The organism is Streptomyces sp. NPDC048504, from assembly GCF_043200035.1.
Classification (GTDB): Bacteria; Actinomycetota; Actinomycetes; order Streptomycetales; family Streptomycetaceae; genus Streptomyces.
On the sequence record NZ_JBICXA010000036.1, the window covers coordinates 22174 to 29407 of the forward strand.

Here is a 7234-nt window from a genome sequence, read left to right on the forward strand (position 1 = left end):
GTACCCGGAGCGAAGGCATCTCCGGGTACCGCCCTACTCTTGGGTTCCATGTCCTTCACGTACGACGACGTCGGCGCGACCCGCGAACGCGGCTTCTGCCCCCCGGGATTCCACCCCCTGTATGTGCGCACGCGGATCGGCGAGGGCGAGAAGGTCTTCCGCCGGGCCTCAGAAGCGGTCCTGACCTGGGAGTTGCACCGCGAGATGGGCGTCGGCATCGAGGCGAGCGCCGACAAGGCGGCCCCCGGCGTGGACGTAACGGTCACCCTCGCCGGCCTCATCAAGGCCCCCTGCCGCATCGTCTGGACCGTGGAGGAACACCGCAGATCCGGCTGGGCCTACGGCACCCTCCCCGGCCACCCCGAATGCGGCGAGGAGGCCTTCATCGTCGACCGCACAGGCGACGGCACAGTCTGGCTGACCGTGTCCGCCTTCAGCCGCGGCGCGAAGTGGTACGCGAGGTTGGGCGGCCCGGCAACCCGGGGCTTGCAACACGCGTACGCACGAAGGATCGGCAACACGCTGCGACAGATGTGCGCGCCGTATTCGGAGGTGTAGAGGGGGCACGGGAAGCCCAGCGCCAGCGCACAACGCCCCTTGTTTTTAAGGGGCGCGGGGCTGTGACATTTGCGGCTCCGCCGCGTGGGCGCGACCAGCCCCCACCGGACCCGCAGCCAAAGCACCGGACTTCCCAACGGAGTGCTACCGCATCAACACCCCCGCGCCCTCCACCCCGTCCTCCGAAGGCACCGCCACCAACCCCAACTCCGCGCTGGACGCCAGCAGTCGGTGCGCAGGCAGAATCCGGACCGTGTATCCATAGGGCCCGGTGCGATCAAGGGAAAGCGGCCCCTCGAACAACCAGTGCCCTTCCGAGTCCGGTCCCCCCACCGGCTTCAGCGGCACCGCCACTCCGTCCCCGATCCGGTCCTCCGGGTCAACCCGCCCCGAAACCGCCTGCACTTCCACGTCGTCCGGGGCGAGCCCCGCCAGCCCCACCCGCACCCGGAGATTGAGCGTCGTACCGAGTTCAGCCGTGGCCGTAGCCGCAGACGTCTCGACGTGGTCGACAGTCACCCCGTGCCAAGCAGCCCGCACCCGCTGCTTCCAGACGGCCAGTTCACGGGCCGCGTCCGGGGTCATGGCGCGATGGGCGTGCGCGGCGGGGCCGTAGAGCCGCTCCACGTACTCCCGGACCATGCGCCCCGCCAGCACCTTCGGGCCCAGCAACGTCAACGTCTGGCGGACCATCTCGATCCAGCGGTCGGGCAGTCCGTCCTGGCCGCGTTCGTAGAAGCGCGGGGTGACGCGTTGCTCCAGGAGGTCGTAGAGGGCCGCGGCCTCCACATCATCCCGGTGGTCGGGGTCCGTGCCGGTGCCGTCCGCCGTGGGGATCGCCCAGCCGAAGTCGGGCTGGAACCACTCGTCCCACCAGCCGTCCAGGACCGAGAGGTTGAGGCAGCCGTTCAGCGCCGCCTTCATGCCGCTCGTGCCGCAGGCCTCCAGTGGACGGAGGGGGTTGTTGAGCCAGATGTCGCAGCCGGGGTACAGCTTCTGCGCCATCGCCATGCCGTAGTCGGGCAGGAAGACGATGCGGTGCCGGACGCGCGGGTCGTCCGCGAACTTCACCAGCTCCTGGACCAGCCGCTTGCCCCCGTCGTCCGCCGGGTGCGCCTTGCCCGCCACCACGATCTGGATCGGATGGTCGGGGTGCAGAAGGAGATCCATCAGCCGGTCCCGGTCGCGCAGCATCAACGTCAGCCGCTTGTACGACGGGACGCGGCGCGCGAATCCGATCGTGAGGACGTCGGGGTCCAGGACTCCGTCGATCCAGCCCAACTCGGCTGATCCCGCGCCGCGTTGACGCCAGGACGCGCGGAGCCGTTCGCGTACCTCCACGACCAGCTGCTCGCGCAGATCGCGGCGCAGCTCCCAGATGTCCTGGTCCGGGATCTCCGCGACCGCGTCCCAGCGATCCGAACCGCCCACCGTCAGCGCGTCCTCGGTGCGTGTCGCGCCGATCTGCCGTGCGCCCAGCCGGAACACCTCGGGGGCGACCCAGGTCGGCGCGTGCACCCCGTTGGTCACGGACGTGATCGGCACCTCCTCCGCGTCGAACCCCGGCCAGAGACCGGAGAACATCTCGCGGCTCACCTGACCGTGCAACAGGGAGACGCCATTGGCCCGTTGGCCCAGGCGCAGGCCCATCACGGCCATGTTGAAGAGGTTGGGTTCGCCGCCCGGGTAGGTCTCCATGCCGAGGCTCAGGATGTGCTGGACGTCCAGGCGCGGGAGTTCGGCCTCGGAACCGAAGTGCCGGGCCACCAACTCCCGGTCGAAACGGTCGATTCCGGCCGGTACGGGGGTGTGCGTGGTGAACACCGTTCCGGCCCGCACCGCCTCCAGGCCGGCGTCGAAGTCCAGCCCCGCGTCGCAGAGTTCGGCGATCCGCTCCAGCCCGAGGAAGCCCGCGTGTCCCTCGTTCGTGTGGAACACCTCGGGCTCGGGGTGACCGGTGAGGCGACAGTACGTCCGTACCGCCCGCACCCCTCCTATGCCCAGCAACATCTCCTGGAGCAGGCGGTGTTCACTGCCGCCGCCGTAGAGCACGTCGGTCACACTGCGCTCGCTGAGGTCGTTCTCCTCGACGTCGGAGTCGAGCATCAGCAGCGGTACCCGGCCGACCTGCGCGAGCCAGATCCGGGCGCGCAGCGAACGGCCGCCGGGCAGGGCGATGGAGACCTGGGCCGGGGAGCCATCGTCCTCTCGCAACAGCGCCACCGGGAGTTCGTTGGGGTCGAGGACCGGATAGGTCTCCTGCTGCCAGCCGTCCCGGGACAGGGACTGGCGGAAGTAGCCGTGCCGGTACAGGAGTCCGACACCGATCAGCGGTACGCCGAGATCACTGGCCGATTTGAGATGGTCGCCGGCGAGGATGCCGAGGCCGCCGGAGTACTGCGGCAGGGCGGCAGTGACGCCGAACTCGGGTGAGAAGTAGGCGACGGCGGCGGGCAGTTCACCGGACTGGGCCTGATACCAGCGGTCACCGCCCACATAGTCGGCGAGGTCACCCGCGACCTCGGTGAGCCGGCGCAGGAAACGGCTGTCCTCGGCCAGCTCCGCGAGCCGCTCGGCGGAGACGCTGCCGAGGAGTCGTACGGGATCGCGTTCCGAGGCGGCCCAGCGCTCGGGATCGACGGACTGGAAGAGATCGCGGGTGTCGGCGTGCCAGGACCAGCGCAGATTGCGCGCCAGATCACTGAGAGGTCGGAGGGGTTCGGGGAGAACGGGACGGACGGTGAATCGACGGATCGCCTTCACAGCTCCACCTCGGCGCTTCGCTGGATGACACACGGCAGTGTGTGTCGTCGTCACTGATGAAGGTACCGGTGATGGTGTGGGCGTTGCTGGGGGCTTCGCCCCCAGACCCCCATCGGCCTGAACGGCCTCGTCCTCAAACGCCGGACGGGCTGATTATTACCACCCTGAACCAATACGGGCCCCTCGTGCGCCCTTGTGGTGCTTCGCGCCTCACGAGAGGCTGCACTGTGGAGAGTTGAAGGAGGGGAACTCGACATGGCACGGACGCACACGCGGCGTCTGCGTCGGGCGGGGGGTCTGACCGCGGTCATCACGGCCGCGGTCGTTTCGGCCATCACCCTGCCCGCGCACGCCGCACCGGAGGGGACCATACTCGGCGCCGGTGCACCCGGTTCCGTCAGCGGCAGTTACCTAGTGACGTTGAGAGGGGGGACAGCGGCTCCGTCGGCCGCCGGAAAGGACCTGGCCGCGAAGTACGGGGCGAAAATAAGCCACACCTACGGCACGGTCCTCAACGGCTACGCCATCACGGCCGACGAGAGACAGGCGAGACTCCTCGCGGCGGACGCGCGGGTCGCCTCGGTCGCCCAGGACACCCGCGTCACCCTGGACAGCGGCAGCCGTGTCGCCGGCCGTGTCCAGCGCAACCCGCCGTCCTGGGGGCTCGACCGGCTCGACCAGGCGGGCCTGCCGCTGAGCAAGAGCTACACCTCGCCGCAATCCGGGGGCAGCGGAGCGACGGTGTACGTGATCGACACCGGCATCCGCATCACCCACAAGGACTTCGGCGGCCGGGCGAGCTACGGCTGGGACTTCGTCGACGACGACGCCACCGCCCAGGACGGCAACGGCCACGGCACCCATGTCGCCGGCACGATCGCCGGCACCACGTACGGCGTCGCCAAGAAGGCCGAGGTGGTCGCCGTACGCGTCCTCGACAACGCCGGAGCCGGTACGACCTCGCAGGTCATCGCCGGCATCGACTGGGTCACCCGGCACGCGCACAAGCCCGCGGTCGCCAACCTCAGCCTGGGCGGCATCCACAACGCCCAGCTGGACGCGGCCGTACGCGACTCGATCGCCTCCGGTGTCACGTACACGGTCGCGGCGGGCAACGACGGGCTGTCGGCCGGCCTGTACTCCCCCGCGGACGTGAAGGAGGCCATCACGGTCGGCGCCACCGACAAAAGCGACGCCCGGGCGGCCTTCTCGAACTACGGCCCGGCCGTCGATCTGTTCGCCCCGGGGGTCTCGATCACCTCCGCGTCGTACGCGAGCGACACGGGGAAGGCGACCTTCTCCGGTACGTCGATGGCGTCACCGCACGCGGCCGGCGCGGCGGCCGTCTATCTCGGCGGTCACCCCCGCGCCACACCCGCACAGGTCTCCGCGGCACTCGTCGCGGGGGCGGTTTCCGGAAAGGTGTCCGGCGAAGGGCTCGGTTCGCCGGACAAACTCCTGCAGGTCCCGCGGTCGTAGTGCGAGAGTGCCGGGTCCGGCCCCGTTCGCCCTGGACGGGGCCGGATCTTTCTGTGGAGATCTGCGCGTAAGTAGTTAGCAACCTGCCGGATTGCTAACCCGAATAGGGTGGGAAGGCTCCACCGGTACGCCCCCAGACGCACCACGGGATCTCCTTCGCAGGACCCACCTCCCCACATCCATCCGCCCACACCGACGTTGACGCGGACAGGAGCGGTCATGCCCGCCACGCACCACTCGTCACCACCCCCGACACCCGGCACGGCCACGCCCCCCGTGCGCCCCGCCGGCACGGCACCAGCCGCCCCGGAGCCACCCTCCGCGGACAGCACATCGCCCGGCATCGGACGCATCCCCGTCCTCGATGTCCGGCCGGTCGTCCAGCACGGCCACCGGTCCGCCAAGGCGGTCACCGGTGAGGCGTTCGAGGTCTCGGCCATCGTCTTCCGCGAGGGCCACGACGCGGTCGCCGCCAACGCCGTCCTCTACGACCCGGACGGCCGCGCCGGTCCGTGGACCCCGATGCGGGAGCTCGCCCCGGGCACCGACCGCTGGGGCGCCACCGTGACACCCGGCGCACCCGGCCGGTGGACCTACACCGTGGAGGCCTGGAGCGACCCGGTCTCCACCTGGCGCCACCACGCCCAGATCAAGATCCCGGCCGGCATGGACACGGACCTGGTCCTGGAGGAGGGCGCGCGGCTGTACGAACGCGCCATCTCCGGCGTCCCGAAGGGCAAGGGCCTCCGCCCCGTCCTCCGCGCCGCCGTGTCCGCCCTCCGCGACGAGACCCGCCCGCCCGCGTCCCGCCTCGCCGCCGCGCTGACGCCTGAGGTGGACGGGGTCCTGGCCCGGTATCCGTTGCGGGAACTGGTGACGGCCGCCGAGCCCCGGCCGCTTCTGGTCGAGCGGGAGCGGGCTCTCTACGGCGCCTGGTACGAGTTCTTCCCGCGCTCCGAGGGCACTCCGGCCCAGCCCCACGGCACGTTCCGTACGGCCGCGAAACGCCTGGACGGCATCGCGGCGATGGGCTTCGACGTCGTCTACCTGCCGCCGATCCACCCCATCGGGACCACCTTCCGCAAGGGCCCGAACAACACCCTCTCCGCAGGGCGCGAGGACGTCGGCGTCCCGTGGGCGATCGGCTCACCGGAGGGCGGTCACGACGCGATCCACCCGCAGCTGGGCACCCTGGAGGACTTCGACGCGTTCGTCGCCCGGGCCGCCGAGCTGGGCATGGAGATCGCCCTCGACTTCGCCTTGCAGTGCTCCCCGGACCATCCGTGGGTGGAGAAGCACCCGGAATGGTTCCACCACCGCCCCGACGGCACGATCGCGTACGCGGAGAACCCGCCGAAGAAGTACCAGGACATCTACCCGATCGCCTTCGACCGGGACATGGACGGCCTGATCGCCGAGACGACGCGGGTACTACGTCACTGGATGGACCACGGCGTGCGGATCTTCCGCGTCGACAACCCGCACACCAAGCCGGTCGTGTTCTGGGAACGGGTGATCGCCGACATCAACGGCACCGACCCGGACATCATCTTCCTGGCCGAGGCGTTCACCCGCCCCGCGATGATGCACACCCTCGCCCAGATCGGTTTCCAGCAGTCGTACACCTACTTCACCTGGCGCAACACCAAACAGGAACTCACCGAATATCTGACTGAGTTGTCCGGGGAAGCGGCGGCCTACATGCGGCCGAACCTGTTCGTGAACACCCCGGACATCCTGCACGAGTTCCTCCAGGACGGCGGCCGACCCGCCTTCGAACTACGAGCGGTGCTCGCCGCGACCCTCGCTCCCACGTGGGGGGTGTACAGCGGGTATGAGTTGTGCGAGAACACCCCGTTGCGGCCCGGCAGCGAGGAGTATCTGAACTCCGAGAAGTACCAACTCCGTCCCCGCGACTGGGTGTCGGCCGAGCGGGAAGGACGTAGCATCGCGCCATTGCTGGCCAAGCTCAACGACATCCGGCGCCGCAGCCCGGCGTTGCGGCAGTTGCGCGATCTCCACTTCCACGATGTGGATCAGGAGGCGGTGATCGCGTACTCGAAGCGGAGTGGTTCGAACACGGTTCTGGTGGTCGCGAACCTCGACCCTCACCACACCCAGGAGGCCACGGTCTCGTTGGACATGCCGCAACTCGGCCTGGAATGGCACGAGTCGGTGCCGGTGCGCGACGAGCTCACCGGCGAGACCTATCACTGGGGCAGGGCCAACTATGTGCGCCTGGAGCCGGGTAACCGGCCCGCACACATCCTCACCGTCCTGCGACCGTCCCCGCAGATCGGAGGGTCACCCACCATATGATCGTCAACGAGCCCGTCCCGGACACCTTCGAGGACACTCCCGCCAAGGACCGGGACCCCGAGTGGTTCAAACGCGCCGTCTTCTACGAGGTCCTGGTCCGCTCCTTCCAGGACAG

General features: G+C 69.5%; 4 protein-coding genes. 3 read left to right on the top strand and 1 reads right to left on the bottom strand.

What is annotated here, in order from left to right:
• The first annotated feature begins 48 nt into the window (after positions 1-48).
• Positions 49-558 carry a DUF1990 family protein gene (locus ACGFY9_RS48440; protein ID WP_393765510.1) on the top strand — a complete coding sequence of 170 codons (510 nt, stop codon included), beginning with the start codon at positions 49-51 and terminating at the stop codon, positions 556-558.
• 144 nt (positions 559-702) lie between these two features.
• On the opposite strand, the gene ACGFY9_RS48445 is transcribed toward ACGFY9_RS48440, so the two are convergent.
• On the bottom strand, positions 703-3321 hold the full coding sequence (locus ACGFY9_RS48445) for a glycosyltransferase family 1 protein (protein ID WP_393765512.1): 2619 nt from the start codon (positions 3319-3321) through the stop codon (positions 703-705).
• Positions 3322-3576: 255 nt separating this feature from the next.
• Here ACGFY9_RS48445 and ACGFY9_RS48450 point away from each other — a divergent pair, with 255 nt between their 5' ends.
• Together ACGFY9_RS48450 and ACGFY9_RS48455 are read left to right on the top strand one after the other, a co-directional pair.
• Positions 3577-4800, top strand: a complete 1224-nt coding sequence (locus tag ACGFY9_RS48450) for a S8 family peptidase (protein ID WP_393765514.1) — start codon at positions 3577-3579, stop codon at positions 4798-4800.
• 219 nt (positions 4801-5019) lie between these two features.
• A complete protein-coding gene (locus ACGFY9_RS48455) occupies positions 5020-7119 on the top strand; it encodes an alpha-1,4-glucan--maltose-1-phosphate maltosyltransferase (RefSeq protein ID WP_393765516.1) in 2100 nt (699 codons plus the stop codon).
• The last annotated feature ends 115 nt before the right edge of the window (positions 7120-7234 follow it).